Source organism: Nonlabens xiamenensis (assembly GCF_003865345.1).
GTDB lineage: Bacteria > Bacteroidota > Bacteroidia > Flavobacteriales > Flavobacteriaceae > Nonlabens > Nonlabens xiamenensis.
The window spans coordinates 193,462-219,860 of the sequence record NZ_RMVE01000005.1 but is presented as its reverse complement, the minus strand read 5'-3'; the positions used below and the strand labels follow the sequence as shown (position 1 = coordinate 219,860).

25 protein-coding genes are annotated in these 26,399 nt (G+C 41.6%); 16 read left to right on the top strand and 9 right to left on the bottom strand.

Features of this window, described 5'->3' with window-relative positions; all coding sequences use genetic code 11:
• The first annotated feature begins 23 nt into the window (after nt 1–23).
• Nucleotides 24–1,280, top strand: a complete 1,257-nt coding sequence (locus EGM47_RS13695; protein WP_240642482.1) for a GAF domain-containing sensor histidine kinase — start codon at nt 24–26, stop codon at nt 1,278–1,280.
• Here EGM47_RS13695 and EGM47_RS13690 read toward each other — a convergent pair.
• Both EGM47_RS13690 and ung read right to left on the bottom strand, forming a co-directional pair.
• Nucleotides 1,277–1,714, bottom strand: a complete 438-nt coding sequence (locus EGM47_RS13690; protein ID WP_240642481.1) for a PepSY-like domain-containing protein — start codon at nt 1,712–1,714, stop codon at nt 1,277–1,279. The genes EGM47_RS13695 and EGM47_RS13690 overlap by 4 nt on opposite strands.
• A gap of 83 nt (nt 1,715–1,797) precedes the next feature.
• Nucleotides 1,798–2,463 (bottom strand): uracil-DNA glycosylase, encoded by a 666-nt coding sequence (gene ung, locus EGM47_RS13685; RefSeq protein WP_124981394.1) that lies wholly within the window; start codon nt 2,461–2,463, stop codon nt 1,798–1,800.
• Nucleotides 2,464–2,624: 161 nt separating this feature from the next.
• Here ung and udk point away from each other — a divergent pair, with 161 nt between their 5' ends.
• Genes udk through scpA form a run of 4 tightly spaced genes read left to right on the top strand, consistent with a single transcriptional unit; the run spans nt 2,625 to nt 7,079 of the window.
• Nucleotides 2,625–3,233 carry a uridine kinase gene (gene udk, locus EGM47_RS13680; protein WP_124981393.1) on the top strand — a complete coding sequence of 203 codons (609 nt, stop codon included), beginning with the start codon at nt 2,625–2,627 and terminating at the stop codon, nt 3,231–3,233.
• An 18-nt stretch (nt 3,234–3,251) separates the two neighbouring features.
• A complete protein-coding gene (locus EGM47_RS13675) occupies nt 3,252–3,587 on the top strand; it encodes an FtsB family cell division protein (protein ID WP_124981392.1) in 336 nt (111 codons plus the stop codon).
• Complete coding sequence (locus EGM47_RS13670) at nt 3,580–4,962, top strand: methylmalonyl-CoA mutase subunit beta (protein ID WP_124981391.1); 1,383 nt, start codon at nt 3,580–3,582, stop codon at nt 4,960–4,962. The genes EGM47_RS13675 and EGM47_RS13670 overlap by 8 nt, the downstream gene beginning before the upstream one ends.
• Nucleotides 4,959–7,079, top strand: coding sequence for a methylmalonyl-CoA mutase (scpA, locus tag EGM47_RS13665; RefSeq protein ID WP_124981390.1), 2,121 nt, complete (start codon nt 4,959–4,961; stop codon nt 7,077–7,079). Before EGM47_RS13670 ends, scpA begins: the two co-directional genes overlap by 4 nt.
• A gap of 73 nt (nt 7,080–7,152) precedes the next feature.
• Here the strand turns inward: scpA and EGM47_RS13660 are convergent, their stop codons facing one another.
• The 4 genes from EGM47_RS13660 to sucC all read right to left on the bottom strand — a co-directional run bounded on the left by EGM47_RS13660 (nt 7,153) and on the right by sucC (nt 10,681).
• Nucleotides 7,153–7,941: an autotransporter domain-containing protein gene (locus EGM47_RS13660; protein ID WP_124981389.1), complete on the bottom strand. Its 789-nt coding sequence runs from the start codon at nt 7,939–7,941 to the stop codon at nt 7,153–7,155.
• Nucleotides 7,925–8,617: a hypothetical protein gene (locus EGM47_RS13655; protein WP_124981388.1), complete on the bottom strand. Its 693-nt coding sequence runs from the start codon at nt 8,615–8,617 to the stop codon at nt 7,925–7,927. The genes EGM47_RS13660 and EGM47_RS13655 overlap by 17 nt, the downstream gene beginning before the upstream one ends.
• A gap of 68 nt (nt 8,618–8,685) precedes the next feature.
• The gene (locus EGM47_RS13650) at nt 8,686–9,405 is read right to left on the bottom strand and encodes a DUF6503 family protein (protein ID WP_124981387.1); all 720 of its coding nucleotides are present in this window, start codon (nt 9,403–9,405) and stop codon (nt 8,686–8,688) included.
• An 82-nt stretch (nt 9,406–9,487) separates the two neighbouring features.
• Complete coding sequence (gene sucC / locus EGM47_RS13645) at nt 9,488–10,681, bottom strand: ADP-forming succinate--CoA ligase subunit beta (RefSeq protein WP_124981386.1); 1,194 nt, start codon at nt 10,679–10,681, stop codon at nt 9,488–9,490.
• A gap of 213 nt (nt 10,682–10,894) precedes the next feature.
• Here sucC and lysA point away from each other — a divergent pair, with 213 nt between their 5' ends.
• A complete protein-coding gene (lysA, locus tag EGM47_RS13640; protein ID WP_124981385.1) occupies nt 10,895–12,118 on the top strand; it encodes a diaminopimelate decarboxylase in 1,224 nt (407 codons plus the stop codon).
• A 171-nt stretch (nt 12,119–12,289) separates the two neighbouring features.
• Here the strand turns inward: lysA and EGM47_RS13635 are convergent, their stop codons facing one another.
• Nucleotides 12,290–16,936 (bottom strand): LamG-like jellyroll fold domain-containing protein, encoded by a 4,647-nt coding sequence (locus EGM47_RS13635; RefSeq protein ID WP_124981384.1) that lies wholly within the window; start codon nt 16,934–16,936, stop codon nt 12,290–12,292.
• Between the two features lie 397 nt (nt 16,937–17,333).
• Nucleotides 17,334–18,563 (bottom strand): glycosyltransferase, encoded by a 1,230-nt coding sequence (locus EGM47_RS13630; protein ID WP_164510900.1) that lies wholly within the window; start codon nt 18,561–18,563, stop codon nt 17,334–17,336.
• On the opposite strand from EGM47_RS13630, the gene EGM47_RS16360 reads away from it, so the two are divergent.
• The 10 genes from EGM47_RS16360 (at nt 18,562) to EGM47_RS13590 (ending at nt 25,652) form a co-directional block, all read left to right on the top strand.
• Nucleotides 18,562–18,702 carry a hypothetical protein gene (locus tag EGM47_RS16360; protein ID WP_164510899.1) on the top strand — a complete coding sequence of 47 codons (141 nt, stop codon included), beginning with the start codon at nt 18,562–18,564 and terminating at the stop codon, nt 18,700–18,702. The two genes, EGM47_RS13630 and EGM47_RS16360, sit on opposite strands and share 2 nt — an antisense overlap.
• A gap of 55 nt (nt 18,703–18,757) precedes the next feature.
• Nucleotides 18,758–19,522 (top strand): ParA family protein, encoded by a 765-nt coding sequence (locus EGM47_RS13625; RefSeq protein WP_124981382.1) that lies wholly within the window; start codon nt 18,758–18,760, stop codon nt 19,520–19,522.
• A gap of 5 nt (nt 19,523–19,527) precedes the next feature.
• Nucleotides 19,528–20,430: a ParB/RepB/Spo0J family partition protein gene (locus EGM47_RS13620; RefSeq protein WP_124981381.1), complete on the top strand. Its 903-nt coding sequence runs from the start codon at nt 19,528–19,530 to the stop codon at nt 20,428–20,430.
• Nucleotides 20,420–21,010, top strand: coding sequence for a DUF5683 domain-containing protein (locus EGM47_RS13615; protein WP_240642479.1), 591 nt, complete (start codon nt 20,420–20,422; stop codon nt 21,008–21,010). The genes EGM47_RS13620 and EGM47_RS13615 overlap by 11 nt, the downstream gene beginning before the upstream one ends.
• 1 nt (nt 21,011) lies before the next feature.
• Nucleotides 21,012–21,716, top strand: coding sequence for a 4-hydroxy-tetrahydrodipicolinate reductase (gene dapB, locus EGM47_RS13610; protein ID WP_124981380.1), 705 nt, complete (start codon nt 21,012–21,014; stop codon nt 21,714–21,716).
• 32 nt (nt 21,717–21,748) lie between these two features.
• Nucleotides 21,749–23,389 (top strand): signal peptidase I, encoded by a 1,641-nt coding sequence (gene lepB / locus EGM47_RS13605; RefSeq protein WP_124981379.1) that lies wholly within the window; start codon nt 21,749–21,751, stop codon nt 23,387–23,389.
• A gap of 3 nt (nt 23,390–23,392) precedes the next feature.
• Nucleotides 23,393–24,016, top strand: coding sequence for a WbqC family protein (locus tag EGM47_RS13600; RefSeq protein WP_240642471.1), 624 nt, complete (start codon nt 23,393–23,395; stop codon nt 24,014–24,016).
• Nucleotides 24,017–24,039: 23 nt separating this feature from the next.
• Nucleotides 24,040–24,897, top strand: a complete 858-nt coding sequence (locus EGM47_RS13595; RefSeq protein WP_124981378.1) for a DUF1853 family protein — start codon at nt 24,040–24,042, stop codon at nt 24,895–24,897.
• Between the two features lie 116 nt (nt 24,898–25,013).
• Nucleotides 25,014–25,160, top strand: a complete 147-nt coding sequence (locus EGM47_RS16355; RefSeq protein ID WP_164510898.1) for a hypothetical protein — start codon at nt 25,014–25,016, stop codon at nt 25,158–25,160.
• On the top strand, nt 25,161–25,652 hold the full coding sequence (locus EGM47_RS13590; RefSeq protein WP_124981377.1) for a Dps family protein: 492 nt from the start codon (nt 25,161–25,163) through the stop codon (nt 25,650–25,652).
• Nucleotides 25,653–25,722: 70 nt separating this feature from the next.
• Here EGM47_RS13590 and EGM47_RS13585 read toward each other — a convergent pair whose 3' ends face one another.
• Nucleotides 25,723–26,376: a DUF4290 domain-containing protein gene (locus tag EGM47_RS13585; RefSeq protein WP_124981376.1), complete on the bottom strand. Its 654-nt coding sequence runs from the start codon at nt 26,374–26,376 to the stop codon at nt 25,723–25,725.
• Nucleotides 26,377–26,399 lie beyond the last annotated feature (23 nt).

Sequence of the window (26,399 nt, the reverse complement as noted above, 5' to 3'; positions counted from 1 at the left end):
AAAAATGACAAAATAATTCGTTCATGCCCTGGATTTTGAACTTTATTTGTTTCAGAAATTCTCCTATGATTCCTGCACCTGTTCCACAGAATGAATCTAAACGCCTTGAGGCGGTCCAGAAATACGATTTACTGGATACCATGCCTGAAGAAAGTTACGACAACATTACGTCTATCGTGGCTTCTATCTGCAATGCTCCTATTGCACTGATTACCCTCATGGACCGTGAAAGGAACTTTATTAAATCTGGTCACGGTACCAGAGATTTAAGGGAGTCTCCCAGAGATATTTCTTTTTGCGGGCACACGATTGCCAGTGAAGAAGACATCGTTATTGTAGAGGATGCTCGAGAGGACGAGCGTTTTAAGGACAATCCGCTGATTGAAGACTTTGCTACCATTTTTTATGCTGGTGTTCCTTTGGTTGATCAAAATGGCTATAAATTAGGTACATTATGTGTCTATGACCATGAGCCCAGAACCCTCAACGACAATCAGATAGATTCACTAAAGGCAATGGCCAAACAAGTGATGCAACTTTTTGAACAACGCTACCAGAACATGGTCCTGCTGAAAACACAACGACAGTTGCATGAGAGAAATCAAGAGCTAAAGGTTTTTGCTGGAATTGTTACTCACGACCTGAAAGCCCCACTTTCCAATATCATGATGGTGGCCGATTTATTGAATGATACAGAAAGCGGGCTAAGCGAGAAAGGCAAGGGATACCTTTCCCATTTAAAACAGAGTTCAGCCAGCCTGAATCGCTATATTGACGGAATGCTGATGTTCTATAGAAGTGACGAAATGGTCACGGAAGAATATGATGAAGTAAGTTATATCGACTTAATTGAAGATGTCATAGCTATGACAGTGTTGGAGGATCAGATCCAAGTAATCTATCGACCTACTCAGGAAACTTCCATTATTACCAATGAAATAGCCTTACAACAGGTCATGGTAAATCTGGTCACAAACGCAATTAAGTATTCTGACAAAGAAAAAACCTTGATACAGATCAGTTTGGAGCAGACAGATACACATTACGAAATATCTGTTAAAGATAATGGACAAGGCATTGCGCCCGATAAGATTGATCAGGTGTTTAAACTGTTTTATGTCGCTTCTGAGCACGACAAGCACGGCAAACAAGGTACAGGTATTGGATTGGCTACTGTGGCAAGACTATTAGAACATATGAATGGGAAAATCTCTGTCAGCTCTGAATTAGGCAAATGGACAGAGTTCAAGGTGAGTTTACCAGTGATTGAATGGTCTTAAACTTTGGAACCATCGGCGCGGTACTCCACATCCATGTTTTTCCCTTTTTGTTTGAATTCCACGTCATAAAATTCGCCTTTAGATGCGCTCATCACATGCTCTACTTCTGAAATTTCTCTGTCGGGAAATTCGCGTTCAATGGCTAGTTGAATAGCTTTGGGTAAATTTTTATACTTGATATCGTTCTCGGTCTCTACCCAACTTCCATCAGCATTGTAATCTGCCCGATAGCGCTCTCCATCAATTTTGAAATGGGCCTCCCAGTACCCGTGATCATCCTGTTTGAAATCTGGATCATTTTCTCCTGGATACTTTTTCTGGAAATTGGCTAAAACAACTGCAGGCACCTGTTCTTTGGACTCCTGACAACTACATATGCCGATTAAAAATAAACTGAAACAAATCGAAAAAAGAATTTCATAATTTTCTGACAATATTTAATTGCAATATAATTTAAGTATTGTAGAAGGCTTCCTAAGGAAATAATAAGTTTTATAGCGGCCATCAAAGGCAGTGCCTACCACGCTATGGGTTGCATTCCATTTTCTTGCAAATATCTGTTGGCACGGGAAAAATGTTGATTTCCAAACCAATACCCTCGATTAGCACTTAAGGGCGATGGATGACCCGATTCCAAAATGAAGTGGCGCTTGGAATCTATTAATTTTGACTTCCCTTTGGCAAATCCACCCCATAACATAAACACGACTTTACTGCGTTCGTCAGAAATCTTCTTGATCACGGCATCCGTAAATCGCTCCCAACCTTTCTTTTGATGACTTCCTGCCAAACCTCCCCTTACGGTAAGCACGGTATTCAGCAAGAGTACACCTTGATCGGCCCAACGTTCCAGGTTGCCGGATTGAGGATAAGGCTGGGATAGGTCCTTGCTTATCTCCTTAAATATGTTGACCAATGAAGGGGGATGTGGAATTCCATCAGCAACAGAAAAGCATAACCCATTGGCCTGTCCAGGTCCATGATAAGGATCCTGCCCGATGATGACTACTTTGACCTGCTCAAAAGGGGTGCGATCAAAGGCCGCAAAGATTTTCTTACCAGGCGGGTAACAGGTGCCATTGGCATATTCATACTTTATAAAATCAATCAACTGATCAAAATACTCTTGACTAAATTCCTCTCTTAATATCTCTTTCCAGCTGGCTTCAATTTGTACAGACATATGCTTTTTGTGTAAAATTAGGCTTTAAATGATACTAATTACATCATCCGCTGGCCAAGTTTTCTATAAAATATAAGCAGAAAAAGACGTTGATTAGTTAGCTTACCTCCCATGTGAATACCGACCCAAAACCGTATTTTTGCAAAAACAATTAGATTGATATGTTGATATTGGGCATTGCAGGAGGTACCGGAAGTGGCAAAACTACCGTAGTCGAACAAATGGTACACGAGTACCCTGACCATGAAGTCAACGTCATTTCCCAGGATTCCTACTACAAAGATACCAGCGATCTTACTTATGAAGAACGTACAAAAATCAACTTTGACCACCCAGAGAGTATTGATTTTGATTTGCTCGAACAACACTTGCTGGAATTAAAGAAAGGGAATGCCATCGACCAACCAGTGTATAGTTTTAAAGAACATAACCGCACTGGAGAAACCATTAAAACTGCTCCCAGCAAGGTGGTGATCGTAGAGGGAATATTAATCTTGACCATGCCTCGCATTAGGAATCTGTTTGACATTAAGGTATATATAGACTGTGATAGTGATGAACGGCTTATACGTCGTTTGAAGAGAGATATTGCTGATCGTGGCAGAGATTTGAACGAAGTACTTGAACGTTATCAAACTACCCTAAAACCAATGCATCAGCAATTTATCGAACCTACCAAGGCTTATGCAGATGTAATTATCCCTACTAACCGATTCAACACTGTAGGTGTTAAAATCTTAAGAGGAATTATAGATCAGAGGTTGTCATAATTGTTTAAATTTCGATTTATGGGAATCAAACGATTGAGGACACATCCTTTTTGGAAATATGCCCTGAACAAATATGTCATTATCCTGGTGCTTTTTGCGGTCTGGATCTTATTTCTAGATGCCAATGCCTGGCTTACTACCCAACGCGACATCGATCAACAATTGAGGGAAAGTGAACAAAATGCCGAGTTTTATATGCGGGGCATCGCCAGGGACAGCGCACGTATCGCTAGACTTAATGATAGTTTGGGTTTGGAAAAATTTGCGCGCGAACGCTATTTAATGAAACGCGAAAACGAAGAAGTTTACATCATCCAACATCCAGATTCCGTTAAAAATGAGGAAAATGACTGATAATTTATTTTCAGATTTTGAGCCGGTATCAGCCGCAGCATGGAAACAAAAAATCCAATACGACCTGAAAGGTGCAGACTACAATAACCTGATCACCGCTACCCGCGAAAACATTCATATCAAGCCTTTCTATCACCGGGAGTCTACACCAGTGACCAACATACCATTCAGTGCAACCCAAACTCAGGATTGGTACATTTCACAACGTATATATGCGGGTAATGCCCACGCAGCGCGTAAAAAGGCCTTGGATGTACTGGAACGTGGTGCAGAAGGCGTCATCTTAGAAATACCCCACAAAAACATTGATCCGTCAGAGTTATTGAAAGGTTTGCCCGAAGTAGGTATCCAAATACACCCACACTTTTTGGACCTGGATTACTTCAATAAGATCCATGATATCTGCCCAAAAGCCTATGTACATATAGATATCATCCATCAGCTGGTCACAGACGGGAACTGGTTTACCAATAAGGATCAGGATCATCAGTTATGGAGAAACTTTCTGGGTAATTATCAGGGATATTTTTCTAACATCACTATCAATACCAGCACTTATCAGCAAGCTGGTGCAAATATCACGCAGGAGCTGTCTTATTTTACCGCTCAACTGAATGAATACTTGAACCATCTGGATCAGGAAGGTGCACTTCCCGCTTTCGCGAAAGCGAACAAACGCATCAACATCGATACAAGAATTGGCCACCACTACTTTTTTGAAATCGCTAAATACAGAGCCTATCGCGTTCTCACCAAATCCCTTGGAAATCTGTACGGTCTGGACCTACAATGTTATATCACCGCCACCCCTAGCCTACGCAACAAAAGTTTGTTTGACTACAACGTCAATATGTTGCGCACGACAACAGAATGCATGAGCGCCATCCTGGGAGGAGCCGACACAATTTGCAATCTACCTTACGATAGTTTTTTCAATAAAGAAAATGAATTTGGGGACCGTATCGCCCGCAATCAATTGTGCATTTTAAAAGATGAAGCCTATCTCAACGAAATAGGAAATGCTGCACAAGGCGCCTATTACATTGAACGCATCACTCAGCAATTGGTAGAACAAGCGTTAGAGATCTTTAAAAACATAGAAAAAGCTGGCGGAATTGTACAGTCACTTTTTGAAGGTACCATCCAAAGAAAAATCAAGGAAAGTGCCCAACAGGAGCTAGCCGACTTTAAAGATGGAAAAAAAATACTGGTGGGCGCTAATAAGTATCCCAATCCAGACCTGCCCTTGCAAGCCAACTACGAAATTCTTCCATTTAAAAAAATAGAACCGCGTAAGACATTGATTGAACCCATCGTTCCCCATAGGATCACTGAATCTCTGGAAAAGGATACCATAAAAGAACTATCGTCATGAGTAGAAAGGATATATCCAATATCAAGGCAGATTATGATTTTGGGAAACAAACATCTGCGGCTGAAAGTTTTGAGACTTCTGAAGGGATCAAGATCAAAAAAGTATATACCCAAGAAGATATATCGGGATTAGAACACCTTGATTTTGCTGCCGGTATAGCACCAAACCTACGTGGACCTTACTCTACCATGTACGTGCGCCGCCCGTGGACAGTAAGACAATATGCTGGTTTTTCCAGTGCGACCGAATCCAATGCTTTTTACCGCAGGAATCTGGCAGCGGGACAAAAAGGACTGTCAGTAGCTTTTGACTTGGCCACCCACAGAGGATATGATTCAGATCACGAGCGTGTAATAGGCGATGTCGGAAAGGCTGGTGTAGCCATCGATAGCGTTGAAGACATGAAGATCTTGTTTGATTCCATTCCCTTGGATCAGATGTCGGTATCTATGACCATGAACGGTGCTGTGTTGCCCATCATGGCTTTTTATATCGTTGCAGCCATGGAACAGGGCGTAAATCCACAACAATTAAGTGGAACCATACAAAACGATATCCTCAAGGAGTTTATGGTGCGCAATACTTACATCTACCCGCCCACCCCTAGCATGCAGATCATCTCAGATATTTTTGAATACACGAGTAAGTCCATGCCCAAATTCAACAGTATTTCTATTTCAGGTTATCACATGTACGAGGCGGGAGCCACCAGCGATATCGAATTGGCCTACACCTTGGCTGATGGACTTGAATATGTACGCAAGGGGCTTGAAGCAGGAATGGACATTGACAGTTTTGCTCCAAGATTGTCCTTTTTCTGGGCCATAGGTATGAACCACTTCATGGAGATTGCCAAAATGCGGGCCGCCAGGATGCTCTGGGCCAAACTGATCAAGCAATTCAACCCAAAAAACGCAAAATCGCTGGCCTTAAGAACACATTGTCAAACCAGTGGATGGTCACTGACAGAACAAGACCCCTTCAACAATGTGGCCCGTACCTGTATTGAGGCGGCAGCTGCTGCTTTTGGTGGGACGCAATCTTTACATACCAATGCCTTGGATGAGGCCATCGCACTTCCTACAGACTTCAGCGCGCGCATTGCTAGAAACACGCAATTATTCTTACAGGAAGAAACTGGTATCACTAAAACTGTTGACCCTTGGGCTGGTTCCTATTATGTAGAATCTCTTACTGATCAGATTGCACATAAGGCTTGGGAATTGATCCAGGAAGTGGAAGAACTAGGAGGAATGACCAAAGCTATCGAGGCTGGAATACCCAAGATGCGTATTGAAGAAGCCGCTGCCAAAAAACAGGCACGAATTGACTCTGGTATAGACGTGATCGTGGGTGTAAATAAATACCCTAGCCCAGATGAAGACCTGATTGACACCCTGGAAGTAGATAATGCCAGTGTGCGTCGTGAGCAAATTGAGCGGCTGGAACAAATCAAAGCTAAACGCAACAATTCTGCTGTTGAAAATGCCCTTAGGGCCTTGACAGAATGTGCCCGCACCAAGGAAGGAAATTTACTGGAAAAGGCGGTAATTGCCGCACAGGAAAGAGCTACATTAGGCGAGATCTCTTCTGCGTTGGAAGAAGTCTATGGGCGTTATCGCGCAGAGGTCAAAAGTGTCCAAGGTGTATATAAAAAGGAAATGATGAATGATTCCGCTTTCGCGAAAGCGCAACAAATGGCACATGATTTTGCCGAAATGGAAGGAAGAAGACCACGTATTATGATCGCCAAAATGGGCCAAGACGGTCATGATCGCGGCGCTAAAGTGGTGGCTACTGGATATGCTGATGTTGGTTTTGATGTGGACATTGGTCCGCTGTTTCAAACCCCAGCCGAGGCCGCCAAGCAAGCAGTTGAAAATGATGTGCACGTACTCGGCGTCTCCTCGCTGGCGGCAGGTCACAAAACACTGGTACCACAAGTCATGGAAGAACTCAAAAAATACGGTCGTGAAGATATCATGATCATCGTTGGTGGTGTGATTCCCAGAAAGGATTACGAATTTCTATTCGATGCAGGAGTTGCAGCTGTGTTCGGTCCGGGAACCAAAATCAGCCAGGCTGCCATAGATATCCTGACCTTATTACAGGAATAAGCCCTTTTTGGCTCCAACTTGGATATCAAGCATCGAAGTTTGAAAATCCAATAGGAATACATTTGGATGGATGTCAGCCTCCTCGTCTGGCTTCACGGCGTTGACGGCGACGTTCTTTTTTCTCCAGGAAAAATAAGGCTCTTTTTTCCTTGATCGTCATTTCATCCTCATCCATGGACTGGAGCTCTTCTAGACTCTTATCAACGGCTTTAATCTCCCGGTTATTGAAATCATACCAGTTGAACCTGACCCCTAGTCCGATATTGAGGTAATCACCTGAAGCGAACTGTTGCTCTCGGGCTTGTGGCACTCTGATGTCATAAAAGACTTTTTCATAACTGGGGGTAAGCACTACAGAAACGCCTTCGGTAAACTCGTATTCCAGATTTGTTGTCAATCGCAGTACGTTTCCAGCATCCCTGAACTTCCCTCCTCCATTGCCTGAATCGAGCCTATTTTTATTTTGGCTATAACCATAGCCCAGGTCCGCTTGAACACGCCATATATCATTCAGCTTATAATCATATCCAGCATACAGATAGGCGTTGAATTTTGTCGTGCGGTCAAAAAGTCCAGTTGCCGCGGGGTTTTTTACATCAAAATAGTCTTGCGTCAACGCACCACCAACATATATATCTTTATACACATAAAACTGAATGCGGCTTCCAAATCCAATACCTGGTTCAAAACCATTACCCACAAAATTATCTCCAGTGGGAAATCCTCGTTGAAGATATATATCGAAAGCTACAAGCCTGAATGGTTCGTCTGCAACATCAATGGAATCCTTTACTTGGGCGTTGCTAATGACTGCCCAACCCATTGTCAGAAGAAACAATAGGTATCTAATATTGAATTTCATAACGTTGGTTGGTTTGGGTAACAGCAAAACTCTGGGTCATTTCGACTCCACTAGGACTGGTATAGCTCACTTCAATAACTGATGGAAATAGGACTTCAAATTCGAATAAGCCATCATCGGTACTTTGATTGAAAAAATTAGATCGATTTAAAGGCTCTTCACAACCTGGATCTGTAATAACCTCTCCATCGATATATACGCGATTACAATAAACAGATTCCAACTTAAAATCTGTGGTAAAAATCTGGTTAGTTCCAGAGGTATTGACAAATTCTACCTGTACATTGGCAAGTTGTTTGAGTCTGATTTCAGGAATCTGAACTGCGAGATTGTTTTCTAGTTGGCTTCTGGGAATAAATAGGTTGTTCAGGCGATCAGATTCAGTAAAATTGATGTAACAACCACCATCCACCAGCATCAAAAAAGAAACCTCTCCATTGTCGTCGGTGATACCTTCACCTAAAATAAAATCATCATCAATACTGAATTTGTGAAGCCTACTTCCAGATATTGTTCTAACGTAATTGTAGTTGGCTGCAGTAACTTGCGCTCCTTGGACTGGGTCGCCATTAATATCTAACAGTCGCGTGCTGAAACTTGCTCTGATATCATCCTCCAGTCGCGCTTCACAAGAGCAAATTAAAATCATTAGAAGCAATAAAGTAAATCTGATCATTAGGTAAGTTTTTTAGTAGATGCAAATTCCACCAAAGGTTGCTTACATGAAGGTTAAGAAATTATCACCTATTCTCTGGTGATGGAATCAGTTCCCAAAAAGGCATCATTCTTATTGTAGTACCACTTTCTGATTTTCGGCATATTGATACCGCCGATCTTACTTTCCTCTGACAACAGGATATATTCCCCAGAATCTGGAATGGGTTGGCCATCTTGGTCTCGTTTAAAAAACTGATAAATTTCCATACGATGGGACTTAGGATCAAAATAAAAATACCAAAGATCTGAACCGACTTCCTTTTCATACGAAACCTCCAATACGTCATAGCTTTTTCCTTTAAAGCTCCTTCTGACAACCTTCTCAGTGATTTGGGTTCCGGGATCCTTCAGTTTCATCGGTAAACCATAGAGATAAGTATAATAATCTCGCATAAGGAAAATGCGTTTACGATCTTGATCGGTGATTTGGATACTTGAATCCGGGCTTTTTAAATTGATTTTGACTACAGAGGCATCGTTGGGGGAAATTCTATATTCGGTTAACAGACTGTCTCTGACAGCAATTAATTCAAAGGACTCTCCTGGTAGATTAATGTCCAGCTGGCTCACTCGATCTGAACGACCCGGACTGGTCATGGTCACTTCAAAGTTAGCGATGAATGTTGGCCAACTTCCATTCGGATCGTGATATGCGATTGCCTGCTCCAGAAGTTCCGGGCCAGTTAGTTGCTGGGCGTTGAGAGGCATTGCACAGAGCAGGACACTCATCAAAAAAAGATATTTCATCGGGCTTGTATTTCAATTAAGGGTAAAAAAAATCCCCAGGTCTGGCCAGGGGATCTTTTTATAATTAAATATTGAATAAAGATTAAGCGAGTACCGCTTGTACTTTATCAGCGGCCTCTTGGAATTCAACTGCACTTTGCACATCTAGACCTGAGTTGTCGATCAGTTCCTTGGCGATTTCAGCATTGGTTCCTTGAAGTCTAACGATAATAGGCACTTTGATGGCATCACCCATGTTTTTGTAGGCATCTACAATCCCTTGGGCTACACGGTCACAACGTACGATTCCGCCGAAGATATTCACAAGAATAGCTTCTACGGCCTCATCTTTTAAAATAATGCGGAAAGCTTCTTCTACACGTTTGGCATCGGCTGTCCCTCCTACATCCAGGAAGTTGGCTGGCTCACCACCTGCTTGTTTGATCAAATCCATGGTGGCCATGGCCAAACCAGCACCGTTTACCATACAACCTACGTTACCATCGAGATCCACGTAGTTCAGCCCTACAGCTTTGGCTTCTACCTCAGTTGGATTTTCTTCACGTGTATCTCTCAGCTCAGCCAGGTCTTTGTGACGGAACAAGGCATTTTCATCCAAAGTAATCTTACAATCTACGGCAATAATGCGCTCATCACTGGCTTTCAATACTGGATTAATTTCAAATAAAGCCGAATCAGATCCTAGGTAAGCATTGTACAGCGCGTTTACAAATTTGGTCATTTCCTTAAAAGCCTTTCCGCTCAAGCCTAAATTAAAGGCAATACGTCTGGCTTGAAATGCCTGGAGGCCGTGTGCTGGATCGATGGTCTCGGTAAAGATCAAGTGTGGCGTTTCTTCAGCCACGGTTTCAATATCCATCCCACCTTCAGTGGAATACATGATCATGTTTTTACCTTGGGCTCTATCCAATAGAACAGACATATAGAATTCTTCCGTTTCTACTTCTCCTGGCTCATATACGTCTTCGGCTACCAGTACTTGATGTACTTTTTTACCTTCTGCGCTTGTTTGAGGAGTTACCAGTTGCATCCCTATAATGTCATTGGAAATGGACTTCACATCGTCAAGGTTTTTGGCAAGTTTCACACCGCCTCCTTTACCACGGCCACCGGCGTGTACCTGTGCTTTGATCACATGCCATCCTGTACCTGTTTCTTCGGTCAGGGCTTTGGCCGCTTCAACCGCCTCTTCAGGAGTGGTTGCTATTTTACCTCGTTGTACCGTTACACCGTAACTCGCAAGTATTTCTTTTCCTTGATATTCGTGAAGGTTCATAAATGTTCTTTAAGTTCAATTTAAGTACAGCAAAAATAAGTAAAGAGAAGTTGATTTCCATGGATTGTCTTGGTTTTAGACAATTCATGACCACGGCTGAACACCATTAAACATCCTTTATTCCTACCCAAAATAGTTGTAGCCTAAAATTTTATCATTTTATTCACATTTCTTCCCTGTGCTCTACTACTTTTGTAGGCTTAATTTTTAATCATGAACAATCAAGATTTATTGAACATAGCCCAGGAACACGGTAGTCCGGTCTATGTCTACAATGGAGAGACCATTGTGTCGCAGTATGAACGTCTGGTATCCGCTTTCGCGAAAGCGAAAAACCTGCGCATCCATTATGCTGTAAAAGCACTTTCCAACCTGTCCATCTTGAAACTGTTTAAACAGCTAGGCGCTGGACTCGATACCGTGAGTCTACAGGAGGTTGAATTGGGTCTGGCTGCGGGAGTAGATCCCAAAAAGATCATCTTTACACCCAATGGTGTGTCTTTGGAGGAAATTGAAAAAGTAGCTACCAAAGGTGTTCAAATCAATATTGATAATCTCTCTATTTTAGAACAATTTGGATCCAAGCATCCTGAAATACCGGTCTGCGTGCGTATCAATCCGCATGTGATGGCTGGTGGAAATGCTAACATTTCTGTAGGCCATATCGATAGTAAATTTGGTATTTCCATTCACCAGATTCCCCACATTTTACGTATTGTGGAGAATACAGGAATGCGGGTCAATGGTGTGCATATGCATACTGGGAGTGATATCTTGGACATTGGGGTATTTCTGTATGCTACGGAGATCCTATTTGAAACCGCGGCCAAGTTCAAGGATCTGGAATTTATAGACTTCGGTAGCGGATTTAAGGTTGCCTACAAAGAAGGAGATGTGGCTACAGACATTGAAGATCTGGGAGATCAGTTAAGCGATCGATTCAACAAGTTCTGCAAAGATTACGGGAGAGATATCACTATGGCTTTTGAGCCTGGTAAGTTCTTGGTGAGCGAGGCGGGTTACTTCCTTGCTCAAGTTAATGTGGTGAAGCAAACCACTTCTACGGTCTTTGCCGGAGTTGATTCTGGGTTTAATCATTTGATCAGACCAATGTTATATGGTTCCTATCACGGTATTGAAAATATTTCCAACTCCGAAGGGAGAAAGCGTTTTTACAGCGTAGTAGGTTATATCTGTGAGACGGACACCTTTGCTAACAACCGTCAAATTGCCGAGATTACAGAAGGTGACATTCTAGCTTTTTCCAACGCAGGAGCTTATTGCTTTTCGATGGCCAGTAATTACAACTCCAGGTATCGTCCGGCAGAAGTGCTCTGGTACCAGGGAGAAGCACACCTGATCAGAGAAAGAGAAACTATGAAAGATATCCTGAGAGGTCAAAAAGAAGTAGAATTGGAAATCGCAATGCCTGCTTAGTTGTAATGCCGAAACTGAATATATAAACCCAATGGTTAAGTCCATTGGGCTTTTTTATAGTCATCCATTAAGATTTGGTAAGTGCAGCCTTAAGCATCTGCATCATATCTGGCGACAAAAAAACCACTGTCGTTACTGACAGTGGTTTTAAAGGTTTTGGATCAATTTTATTTAATCCATAATGATCTTACGGGTGTAGGTATCGGATCCGGCCTGCATTATGACAATGTAGTTTCCAGAAGCGACGCCATAGGCATCCACAATGATGGTACCTGCCTGCTCTGTTACATCCCACGACTGTACCAGTTGGCCCAGCATATTGTACAGACTTACTTGTTCGATGCGAACTTCATTCGTAGTTCTGATGCGTATTTCGTCTGTATCTGCCGGAGTAAATACGATGAGACTATTTTCGTCAATCAACTCATCTCCAGTTCCCAAGGTAGAAGGGTTATCAAATACGATGGAGAACCTACCTTGATATCTTCCTGGCGTCAATTGCGGACTAGTATAAGTTCCCTGCATTAAATCGGTATAAGTGTTCAAGACAGCATCTTTCAAAAAGATTTTCTGTGTGTTATCCACATTGGACAAGCCATCCAATTTGATATCAAAGCTGCCGTTGCTGCCCATTTTGATAATAAGTGGTAGCTCAGTGTAGGCATCGATCTGGTCGATTCCTTGTATAGCATATTTCTCTCCACTGATATCCCAAGACATGTCATCCCTGTTCTCATCCAACAATAAGGCATCATATCCTCTGTCCACACCAGTGGTAGCTGCAATATCTTCAGTTACTAGTAGTTGTCTGTGAATCACACTAGGCGAATCAAAGCCTAATCGGATTTTCCTACGTGGGTCCTGAGGTGTGTTGATCAAATCATAAGCACTCACCTGCCCAGTACTTCCTGGTGCTCTGACAAATAAACTCTGACCGCCAGATTCTTTTTCAAAGATTCGTTGAGAATTGTTGAAGTTAATACTTCCACCATCATAGATTCCGACAACAAAGAATCCTTGACCTACAGGCACATATCGACCTGGTACTTTGGTAGCAATACCGCCTTGATTGACATCTGGGTGAGAAGTTCCGATGGTAGCGTTACCCAAACCTCCAGACAGGTTATAAGTAGCATAGCCTCCCTGATACTCACGATAGACGTGTGAGTTACCACCCCAATGTTCCCAGAAATATAGTGTTCCATCAAGGTCTGGATTATCACTGATAAATTGGTGAATGTCCAGTGCACTTGGATAAGGGTTACCGGTGAGGTAGTCATTACCATCATCAATCGGTAACGAAATATCTCCATTGTTTGGCTTACCAACAAAGGTATAATTCTGTTCTGTTGTACTGGCGCCTGTACCCTTCATCGTCCATCCTTCTGCGGGTGAATGGAAACCATCAGGACCTGAATATTCCCAGTTGGCATAACTTCCACTGAGCAGGTTACCATAGGTATAGATCCATCGGCTAGATACTGTAGCTGCGTTTGATGCATTTCCTGGAGCTCCATTATACACGCCATAGGCCGTAAAGTTAAGATCCCTGACATTATCTACATCTGTTCCATCTTTAAGAACCTCGCGAACACTGAAACCATTATTATTGGTTGAATTACTGACTATGCTTACGGGTGATGACCAATAATTATAGTTATATAAATCTGAAGTTCCCTGTTGGTCAACTTCAATATTTCCAGTAGTAGAAGAAATAAGGTCACTGTCTTCATTCTGCACCAATTGGCTTTCTCCCTTCAAATCTATGGTTCCATCCAGGTGCAAGCTATGAGTCACGGTGATTCCTATGTCTCCGCCTACATTCAGCAAGGCTCCATTTACAACTTCTAGACCTAACAAAGTATGATTTTTGTCATCGACGATAACTTCATCTTCGATTACAGCAATATTCCAGTCAATATCATAATTGGTGCCGTTAATATTTCTAACTGAACCTGGAACAAACATTTGAGTACCATCTTTCCATGCACCAGCAGTATTCCAATCGCCATCGGCTTGACTTACATAAGGCAGTGGTGCTGTCTGCTCTTGAATATTAAAGTTATCCGGCTGGATCAAACTACCACGGTGGCCATTTCCTGAAGCGTCATTCAAATGCGTACCTATATAGGTATTCATATTAAAATAAGCTTCCAGATTGGTCCAATCTAATGCAGAAATATCGTTTTTTGTAACGGATTGCGGGATCACTGCTCCTGCAATACCTGAGACTCCCACCTTGTTCAATTCCTGATTCATCATGAATCGGATTTGAGGTACCGTAAGCACAGTATTAAAGAGTCGGATCTCATCCAGATGACCACGGAAGTTGTCCGTAATATTGGTTTTATCAACAAATCTGGAACCAATACAGAAGCTCTCGTCGTTGAGTATGGGATTAGGCATAGTGCTGGTTCGGTCCAGAACGCCATCTATATACATTGCCCCCTCGCCAGAAGAAGCATCATAAGTAAAAGTGACATAACGCCACACATCGTTAGATAATGAAGTATTACTAATCAATGCATCCGTGTTATTGTGTTGCATCACTACATTATTGGTAGCGTCAATATAGAATTGGAAACCATCGTTGGCACCTCCGCGATTACTTACAATGGTTCTGTTGGTATTTGTGCTGTTATTGCCTTCAATATTGATCCATGCAGAAACAGAATAGTCTCCAGCAAATTCGATTTCGTCATTAATAGCGACATAATCATTAGTCCCATCAAAATCAATATCTTTTGAGGCAATGACTTCATGGGCTACACCAAACTTGACAAATTTAGTCCCATCAAAATCAAAATAAGCCTCTTGATTGGTACCAACAGTTTTTAAAAATACGGTTTCAATTCCCGTGGTAAAGTTTTCATCGTCAGCCACGATCATCACATAGGCATCGTTACCGACCAAGGCTGGTAGCGAACTCAACCCAGCAGTAGAAACAGAAAGTTTAACTTCTGGAATATCGTTACCTACTTGAGAAATTTCTTTGAATTTCCAGGTACGTTCAGTAACCTCAGTAAAGGTGGTCACTAGACTTGGACCTAAAGTGACCTCTAATGGATTTGGTAAGGCGGTCAAGGTAGATAACGTACTACCCCACATCAGGAAGTCACCACTGTCTTGAAAGCTGTTGGGGTTGGCACTATTGGTATCATAAATATCACCTAATCCTACTGTAATAAATGTGAACGGATCAACGCTTTTGGCTTGTTTCTGGTTCAATAATGAACAGTCATCGTAACCAATTCCAGCTACATTATAAGTAAATCCGTTATCCGTTACAGCATTCCAAAGTGGATTGGCATCAGAATCATAATACGTACCCGGTACGTGAGGTAGACTTAAGGCAGGTACTGGGAACAATCCAAGGGTAATCCCGTATTTTACGGCAAGATAAGATTCTAAACGTGTGCGATCAGCATTTGATTTACGCTCAGAAAAGGACATGATCTCCATGATATCTCCAGTAAAACTAGAACCAAAATATTCTGATCTCCCCAACCAGTATCTCGAATTGAGAATATCAGTAAAGGTAGAAGCATTAGCTTCCTGCATCAAGCTAGGATCTAAGGTAAGTCCAAGGTCAACACCATCCAGGTACAAATCCATACCATCACCTGCTGCATTCAATCTTGCATTGAAAATAACAGGTCGATCATATACCAGTGTTGGATGTATGATGGCACGACCATAGGCAGTCTGAGAACCTTGATTATAAGCAGCGATATCAGGATATGGACCGTATCTCGCGGAAGTATCATTAATGGATATTCCAGTCACATCCTGCGATCCAGCGACAGTCGTATAGTCATCACCCAAAAATACATCTTCAGTTGGCCTAGATGCGCTAATGGTTAAGGTAGGATTGATTACGATAAAAATGTCTCGGTTATAAAATCCAGACTTTCCAAACATAGATTTTGTACCATCAAATGAAACCACAGGATTAAAGTTTACATTGTTTGTAGGATTGTCATAATAGATAGGACGATCAGTACCGCTAGCTATGGCACTGGTGGCTCCAGTATCAATTGTTGGGTTTCCGATGGAAGAAATATTAGCCCACATATCAATAGGATCTCCATCGCTCAATCCGGTGAGTGTACGTGTATTTAACCAGAGTTCGAGATTTTGACCAATACCTAAACCACAGTCAGGATAAACTTTAGTTACCTTAGGGTATCCAGTAATAACCACATTATCAAAAGCTACTCCTACATCATTGGTGTTAGAATCATTTGAATAAAATTCAACCTTGAATCGAATACCTGATCTATCATCAAATCCCTGAGAGGGCAAATCAATACTGGCGGTGTACCAATTTCTATCATACGACCAATTCCCGAAACCCATGGCCGTTGTACCTGTCAATTGGCCTGTATTATACCAATTTGTAGCCTCATCATTCTGTTTACCTAATGTATACCAGGTAACTCCATTGTCATTGGAAAATGCAATATTAAAGCCATCATATGCATTGCGAATTTCATGATCCAAATCGATGGAAAAAGTCATACGCTCATATCCTGTAAGATCAATGGTAGGACTTATAACTGCCGAGAGCGTGTTACGCTGATATCTTCCACTAGACTTAGATGTAAATAAATAATCACCACTGCTATTACCAGTATGATAAGCAGTTTGACCTATCAACCAATTTGATCCTCGGGTGTGAGAAGTTGTCCATGCGTTGTCACCTGCGGTATTAGAAAAATTTGCATTATAGATGGTAACCTGAGCAAACGAAATTATACCTGTCATACAGGCCAAGAAGAAAATTGAAAAACGGTTCAAGTGTAAATTTATAGTCATGTGTAAAATCTTATAAATGAGTGTCACAAGAATACAAGTACACCTTAATTGATCCAAGAGATTTGCTATGCATGGAATAATAATACTATGCACGCATAGTATAAACCGCTGATTTTCAATAGGGATTGTTAATTAACATTTTTTTAATTTTTTAAAAATCATGGTATTTGATCGATTTTGGGTTGTTTCTACCATTGTAATTTATCGAGCAACACAGCAATATCAAGGGTTTTGATTTAACTATGGTAAAGTTTTTAATTAGGGAAAGTCAATTCATAAGTTTTTAAAACCCATTATCGATGAAGTGCACAGGACACCTCAGGATGAAAATTCTGATTTTTAGAACGAAATGAGTTTAGCCTTCTGAAATCCAAATCTTACACGGGCATTTTAAACTTCACTGATTCTTCAATGTAATCCAGCGACTCATATATTTAAAGCTGGCTCTAGAGCTATCCACCAACATCTTTTCCTTGAACGTGGACAGATTCGTAGGTGGGGTCGCAAGCTTTTTTTTAGCCTTGATCACAGCTAGCAGTTGAGGCTTGAACGAACTGATCTCAAATCGCTCTCGGAGTATGTTATGGTTGGTCGTATGTATGTTGTACCAATCATTCTCATATTGGTATAATTTTACGGCTTGATCAACAAAGGCTTCGGGATCTTCTTCCACGAAGCCATAAACGCTTTTGTCGAACATTGCCTCGGCAGCGATAGCAGTCATCGCGACTGGAGTACCGGCTTGTAAAGCGTCAAAAATCTTCCCCTTCAATCCAGCTCCAAATCGCAAAGGTGCCAATAGCAGTCTATAATTTGACATGGTGTTTATTGCTTCCTCTGCGCGTCCTTTGATCAAAAAACCCGTTTTGGGATTGTGAAATTGTTGCGTCTTTTGACTTTGATAACTACCGTAAACATGTAATTCTGCCTGAGGCAACTGCCGTCTGATCAGCGGCCAGATGACATTTTTGGTATAAATAACAGCATCTCGATTGGGCGCATGCATCTCATTGCCAATCATCATAAAATGCTTTCTATCCTCATAAGTTCGCAATTCCCGATCAAAAATATCACTGCTAGTATCAATTAGAAATGGGATATAGACCAGTTTTTCCTCCGATATTTCAAATATGTTTTGCAACAGCTCCATTTCCATTTCAGAAATAATCAAACTGTAATCACACCTTAATATGGATGTAATTTCTCTTTGAGCCAAATCGGTAAATAAGAGGGTATCAGACCAATTTATCTGTTTGGCCAAGGCTGTCCTTCTGGCTTCCCTCAAAAAATGCAGGTCTTCCGTATCCAATATCGTGATTGCATTTGGGCAAGTCTGAACCACACGCCATCCGTAGTGCTCTTCCGTTACGAAACGATCAAAAATCACCACATCTGGCTGGAGCATTTTAATATACTCATCAAAACTGTCATCATTGAGTTTGATTTGCTTTTCTGTAATCCCCATATCAGCAAGCTTTGCAGAATACTCATTACTTACCGCCGCAGTCGCAAAATGAATTGTATTATTCATGGGATCCAACAGTTGCAATAATTGTAGTATGCGAGTACCAGCAGCCGTACTTTGAGGTTCAGGCCATTGATGACCAATGATCAATATTTGTTTCATGCAAACAATATACACAGGTTTCATCATTCCAGATGAATGGATGGTCAATGCTCATGTGTATCTAAGACTAAGAATCAAAGGAATACCACCCAATAGACAGTCTATATTCACAATTGTTGGCAAGCTATTGGATGAATAGCATTCAATTACCAGCTAAAATAATTACTTTAGCAGCTTAAATCGATCATCTATTTATGGGTAAAATTATAGCCATAGCTAATCAAAAAGGCGGTGTGGGTAAGACTACTACCGCGGTCAACCTAGCTGCTTCCCTTGGTGTGCTAGAGAAAAAGGTTCTATTGATCGACGCCGACCCTCAAGCCAATGCTACTTCAGGATTGGGCCATGATGTTGAAACAGTAGAACAGGGTACTTATCAATTGCTGGAACATAGTGTCGGCGCAGAGGAATTGGTCATTGAAACCGACTCCCCTAATGTGGATATTATACCTGCTCATATTGATCTGGTGGCCATTGAAATAGAACTCGTGGATATGGAAAACAGGGAGTATATGTTGAAAAAGGCCCTGGGAACCATCAAAGAACAATACGATTATGTCATTATCGACTGTGCCCCTTCACTGGGCTTATTGACATTAAACGCTTTGACGGCAAGTGATTCTGTTTTGATTCCTATACAATGTGAATATTTTGCACTGGAAGGACTGGGCAAACTGCTGAATACGATCAAGAGTGTTCAAAAAATCCATAACCCTGATTTGGATATAGAAGGATTGCTATTGACTATGTATGATAGCAGGCTCCGACTTTCTAATCAGGTAGTAGAAGAGGTCAATCAGCATTTTGAAGGACTGACTTTTAAAACAATCATTCAACGTAATGTGCGTTTGAGTGAGGCGCCTTCCTATGGAGAGAGTATAATTAACTATGACGCCGCTAGCAAGGGATCTGAAAATTATTTGAGCTTGGCAAACGAGCTGATCCAGAAAAACGCCTAAGTATTATGGCCAAAGCAACAAAAAAACAAGCACTGGGACGCGGCCTTTCGGCCTTGTTGAAGGATCCCAGCAACGATATTAATTCTGCCAAAGACAAGAACGCAGATAAAATTGTGGGTAATGTAGTCGACCTTGCTCTGGTGGATATTGACATGAACCCCCATCAACCACGTACCAGTTTTAATGAAGAACAATTAAGGGAACTGGCCTCCTCTATTAGAGAACTAGGTGTTATTCAACCTATCACTGTTCGCAAGAAAGGTTTTGGAAAATATGAGTTGGTTTCTGGAGAACGCCGTTGTCGCGCCTCAAAATTGTTGGGGCTGGAAACCATTCCCGCCTATGTGCGTATAGCCAACGATCAGGAATCTTTGGAAATGGCTTTGGTGGAGAATATACAACGCCAAGATCTGGATCCGATCGAGATTGCCTTATCCTATCAGCGACTGATTGAGGAAATAGACCTCACTCAAGAACAAATGAGTGAGCGTGTGGGTAAGTCCCGTAGTGCGATCGCCAATTACCTGCGTTTACTGAAGTTGGACCCCATCATTCAGACAGGTATGCGTGACGGCTTTATCAGTATGGGACATGGACGTGCCTTGATTAATTTGGAGAATCTGGACCAACAATTGGATGTTTACCAAAAAATTCTGAGCGATGGTCTTTCGGTGAGAGCCACAGAGCAAATGGTAAAGGAGTTAAAAAATGGTTCGCTTTCGCGAAAGCAGACCAGCAAAAAGAAATCTCTTCCGGATCAGGTGGTTTCATCAACTGAGAAATTGAACGACTATCTGGACACAAAGGTGGCAACGACCATGTCAAGTAGCGGCAAGGGAAAGATTACGATTTCTTATGCCTCAAAGGCCGATTTTGAGCGTATCATCAAATTGATCCATGCGGGATAAGCTGTTGTACATAGCATTTTTTTTGTGGGGAGTGGCTAATGTTTCTGGCCAAACTACGCCTTCTGATCCAGCACCTAATTTTGATGAATTGTTGGTTGCTCAGGATACAGTAGTGGACTATGATGCCAACCGGCCATCAAAGGCCGCTTTTTACAGTGCCGTCGTACCTGGATTAGGGCAGATCTATAACAAAAAATACTGGAAGGCCCCACTGGCTGTTGCTGCGGTAGGTATTCCGATTTACATTTATACCATCAACGACAAGGAATACAACCGCATCCGAGATGCCTTTAAAATTCGCCTCGCTGGCGGTACAGACGACGAATTCTCTAATCCGGACGGCAGTCCTATTATCACAACACAAGGATTAGAAAGGGCACAACGTCGATCCCAACGCAATAAGGAATTGAGTATACTCTTTACGGCAGTACTATACGCCGTACAGATCATCGATGCCAATGTGGATGGTCACCTGAGCCAATTCAGCGTGGACAGAAACTTGAGCCTCAATCCGTACATGGATTACAATAACCTTACCTTGGGACAAGCCTATGGTTTTAACCTTACTTATAAATTTTAGTATGAAAATTGCACTGTTGGGTTATGGGAAAATGGGAAAGGCGATCGAAAATGTGGCCTTAGAAAGAGGACACACTGTGGTTACCAAAGTAGGACGTAACGACTCCATGGAAGATATTAGCAAGGCTGATGTGATCATTGAGTTCACAAGCCCAGATAGTGTCATTAACAACCTTAAACATCTTATACCACTACAGATACCCGTGGTTTGCGGAACCACTGGATGGAATGATTCTCTGGAAGAAATTGAAGAGTTAGTACAACAACACAAGAGTGCACTGGTTCACGCTTCCAACTTTTCACTAGGTGTTAACCTGTTTTTTGAATTGAACCGGCAATTGGCTGAAGTGATGTCAAAATTTGAAGAACAATACGAAGTGAGTTTACAAGAAATTCACCATACCCAGAAAAAAGATGCCCCCAGTGGTACCGCTTTAAGCTTGTTTGAGGGCTTACATAATTTTGCTGGCAATAAAAGCTGGCACTTAGGTACCCAGCAAAAGCCAGACTCTGTTCCCATTGAAGCCATTAGAGAAGATGATGTCAAAGGAACCCATACAGTCACCTACAAAAGCGGAATAGACAGCATACACATTACACATGAAGCGTACACCAGAGAAGGTTTTGCGATGGGAGCCGTCATTGCCGCTGAATGGATTAATAATAAAAAAGGAATGTACACCATGAAGGACGTATTGGGGCTATAGGCCTCCTGATCCTTCAGCTATAGAAGAAAATAATGAGTTGGACGAGTTGGTTGATATTTTTTATCCTATTACAGGTCATACACGGTTTAGGGACTTGGAAAATGTATGCAGCTGCTGGATTTAAGGCATGGCAGGCTTTTGTACCAGTACTGAACGCGGTCATTTTGATGAAGATCATCAACAGGCCCTGGTATTGGACCATACTCCTGTTTCTACCAGTAGTTAATCTCATCATGTTTATTGTAGTATGGGTGGAAACTATCAGGGCTTTTGGCTACAATTCTGCCAAAGACACGGCCTTGGTGGTGCTTACATTGGGATTGTACATTTATTATATCAACTACACCCAACCGCTGAACCACATTGAAGAACGCAGCTTACAACCCAGGACAACCGCTGGCGAATGGACCAGTTCCATTTTATTTGCCGTAGTTGCTGCAACCATTGTTCATACCTATGTAATGCAGCCTTTTATTATTCCAACTTCATCGTTGGAAAAGACGTTGCTAACTGGTGATTTCCTTTTTGTAAGTAAGTTCCATTATGGAGCCAGATTACCCATGACCCCCATAGCAGCTCCCATGGTACACGATACCATTCCAATCTTGGGTGTAAAGAGTTATCTGGCCAGACCTCAATTGCCTTATACAAGACTTCCTGGTTTTACCGATATTGAGCGAGGTGATATTGTGGTGTTTAATTGGCCAGTGGATACGATTGACCAATATCCTCCTAAGCAGCGAAAATATTTCTATAAGCCTATCGACAAAAAATCTAACTACGTCAAGCGTTGTGTGGCTATTGCCGGTGATACCATGTCCATGAAAAATGGTAAAGTTTTTATCAATGGAAACCCGCTGAAATTACCTGGAAGTGCACGTATACAGCGTACTTATGAGATTGAAACCGATGGTTACCAGTTTTCTGACGAGGACTTGATTTTTACTTATGATATTACCGATGGTTATCAGCAAGGACAACGCAGGGATAATGGCAAAAATGTATTGATCGTCAAAGCGGCTACCGAAGAAGCCATTGAGAAACTTAAAGCTACCGGACATGTACTTAACGTTAACGTACAAGATCAGGAATTAGGCACCCCATATAGAGCTGAACTTACAGACGCATCCGATATGGGAAGCATGATTTCAGTTCCTTTTGTATTTCCCTATGACGGTAGATATACCAACAACAATGATGATCGCGACCCATTCCTCATTCCAGCAGAAGGAATGACGGTAAATATTGATTATAAGAACATATCTTATTTTGAGCGAATTATTGAAGTTTATGAAGGCTATGAAATGGGGATTTTCAATGAAGTCACGCTATCTGGTAATCAGGTGCTACTCAACGGGACTCCACTCAATCAATACACTTTTAAACAGGATTATTACTGGTTGATGGGAGACAACAGAGATAATAGTCTGGACAGCAGGTTTTGGGGATATGTACCAGCCACACACGTTGTTGGAAAACCTGTATTTGTTTGGATGAGTTACGATACACGTAAGTCTTTCCCTTCAGGTTTTAGATTTGACCGTATGTTTACCACCATCAATTCTGATGGTAAGCCTACCTCCTACTTGATCTACTTTTTGATCTTGTTAATCGGATATTTTGTAGTCCGCAAGATTTTAAAGAATCGTAAATCCAATCAAAAGAAGTCTTAGGTTGTGAACAATGACCAGCAGTCAGGATTGAAACTTCATCCCACCTATTTTACGGATGTTCAAAGCCTGGTGAGAGTATATCATTCTTCTCATTTATTGTTGGAACGCCATGGTAGCTATGTCAAACAAACGCATAGGAACCGATGCTATATTGCAGCAGCCAACGGCAGACTGGCCCTGAATATTCCTGTTATTCATCAAGGTAAAGGACATTCTGTACCTTACAACACTATTCAGATCGATCAATCTCAAAATTGGTCCAGCAATCATTTGAAAAGCATCACCAGCGCCTACAGAAGCAGTCCGTTTTTTGAATACTATGAAAAGGAATTGAAACAGCTCTTTTCAGAGATACCTCCGCTGTTATTTGATTGGAATATCAAGACCCATAATTTTCTTCTAGATCAAATGGGAATTGCTAAAGATCATCATTTTACAGTCGTGTTTCAGAAAGACGTTCTAGCGGAACGATTGGTGGATGCCAAAGCCAAACCCTTGTCTGAAATCGATCCATACATTCAAGTGTTTCAGGAAAAACACGGGTTTATGCAAGGCCTATGCGGACTAGATCTTTTGTTTAATCTGGGGCCGGCATGTACAGCATACCTCAAGGAGCAGACCATTTGATTCAAATGCACTAAATTGCTACAATGAGTAATAGCTTTGAGCGCTTTAAAGCATTCTATCGAACGGCTCCGCTGTGGCAAGGCAAGCTCATGGACCTGCGCCAATTTCCATTATCTAATTTTAGCTTTGCGAGCCTGGATGAGTCGGCTGCCCTTGAATTACCCAACATTCCGCAAGGGACGGTTCTTGGTAAGCGAGCAGAATATTATTTTAAATTCTGTGTGGAGCAATCAGATAATTTTGAATTATTGGTGGCCAACCTTCAGGTGTTCAAGAATAAAACGACCTTGGGAGAGTTGGATTTTATCCTACGTGAGAAATCCAGCGGACAAGTTTATCACGTAGAATTGGTGTACAAATTCTACAGCTATGATTCCACTGTACAGCCAGGAGATTCAGACCCAGTACGCAGCGAGTTATCAAATTACTTAGGACCCAATGGCAGGGACCATTTATTGCGCAAAATGGATCGCCTTAAGGAGCACCAATTGCCCCTGTTGTATCATCCTATTACAACAAAATTGCTAGAAACTAAATACGGACTGAATGTTTCCAACATCAAGCAAAGCGTATGTTTTTTAGGTCACGTATTTATTCCTAGACAACTTTGGAATGTGTCCTTTCCATTGATCAATAAAAATGCAATTTCTGGTTATTATATGTCATACTCCGCTTTCGCGAAAGCGCCAAGTTCACAAGCCTACTATTTACCCCATAAGCATGCTTGGAAAATGAAACCCTATGCCTTGCACGAAGAGCTCACACATCATGAAACACAAGAACGAGTCTACCAAGGACTTGAACGAGGTTTTGCCAGTATGGTTTGGTTGCAATGGGCTCCTGGAAAATGGGAAAGGTTTTTTGTAGTCAAAGATGCTTGATGACACTCTTTATGAAGGATACTTGAACATTCTCTACTGATTTAAGAATATAAAAACAGCTTTTAACGCAAAATTGTCAAGCTTAGCCCTTTCTCAAACTATCTTTAACAAAAAAGATGATGGAACGCAAATTCAAAAGATCAGAAAGCAATAAGCCTTTGGGCGAATTCGGAGATAGAGATACCAAAAACAAGGATTTTGATCTGACCTCTGATACTTTAAACGATAAACAAGAAGAAAAGAATAAAAAAACGAAGAAGTAAATGAATTACCTCAACTTTGATTTAGACAAAGCCAAAAAGACCAGTAAAGAACTGAACGTGCTACTGGCAGATTATCACCTTTATTATCAGAAACTACGCAATTACCATTGGAATATTGTCGGACGTTCCTTTTTTGATCTACACGAGAAATTTGAGGAAATGTACGATGACGCCGTGTTAAAAATTGACGAAATTGCAGAGCGTATTCTCACTTTACGGTACCAACCTACTTCTAACTACAGCGATTATTTAAAGATTTCCAATATCAAGGAAACCAAGTCCGAATTGAGTGATGTAGAAATGGTAAATCACCTGTTGGAAGATCACGGACATATTCTGTCCCAGATGTCCAAAGTTGTGGAGGCTGCTGGCGAGTGTGAAGACGAAGGAACTATTGATCTAATCGGTGCCTACATACGCGAGCTGGAAACTACAAGTTGGATGCTAGACGCTTGGCGCATGAATACAGAAGATACTCGTAAAGCTATTTAGAACTACCTTCTCCTAAAAACAAAAGCCTTTCTTGAGACAAGAAAGGCTTTTTTATTTTATAAGATTGGATTTAATTACGTCTTCTCCTATTGTTATTGTTGCGATTGTTCTTTTTGCCAGTATGACGTTTTTTGGATCTATTAGTGTTGGTATTGCGATAAATCAGAGCTTTTGATTCCAACAAATCTTCGTCCTTGGCAGCAAGGTTGATCTGGCCATCACTCATTTCATGCAAGTGTCTAAAGATCACCGCATCGTCCACAGAATCCTTATTCCAATTGAGGAAGGATTTCTTCATATGATTGGCAATGATAAAAGTCAATGCCTCACGTTTTTCACCTTTTTCCCACCCTAAGGCCACATTAATCATGCTCTGGATATTATTTCCATAGAAACGGTACCTGGGCTGCTTTTGCGGGTAAGCCATTTTGGGCGGTCTGGCCTGAAGTTCCTCTCGATCTGGTTTTGGAAAGGGAGAATCTACATCCAGATCAAAGTCGGCGATGATAAACAATTGATCCCAAAGTTTGTGCTGGAAATCGGCCACATCCCTCAGGTGCGGATTAAGATTACCCATGACTCCGACAATTGCATGAGCCATTTTATTGCGTTCTTCTTTGGTTTCCAGTGTTTTACAATGCTCTACCAATTTTTGGATATGCCTGCCGTATTCAGGGATGTTGAGCGTGTTGCGCTCAGTATTATACTCTAAGGATGATATCAAAATGAATTCTTATTACTTTATTG